General features: G+C 40.8%; 1 protein-coding gene. It reads left to right on the top strand.

What is annotated here, in order from left to right; all coding sequences use genetic code 11:
- Window position 1 precedes the first annotated feature (1 nt).
- The coding region (locus SB749_RS20800; RefSeq protein ID WP_410711989.1) for a formate--tetrahydrofolate ligase at window positions 2–238 on the top strand (237 nt) is incomplete at its 3' end.

The raw sequence follows: 238 nt of genomic DNA, 5'->3' as shown, positions 1-238 counted from the left end.
AATTGCAACTTCCGCGGAAATAAAGCCCATTACTGAAATAGCACAGACTGCAAATATTCCCCTTGAAGCAATTGAACCTTATGGTAAATCTAAAGCAAAAATTAATACGAACCTCATCCAAGGTACACCTTATGGAAAAGTGGTGTTAGTAACGGCAACAAATCCAACGCCAGCAGGAGAAGGAAAATCCACTGTCACTATTGGTTTGGCCGATGCGTTAAAACAGCTGAATCAACAG

Source organism: Brevibacterium sp. SIMBA_078 (genome assembly GCF_046534565.1).
Lineage (GTDB): Bacteria > Actinomycetota > Actinomycetes > Actinomycetales > Brevibacteriaceae > Brevibacterium.
This window is presented reverse-complemented; position numbering and strand designations above follow the sequence as displayed.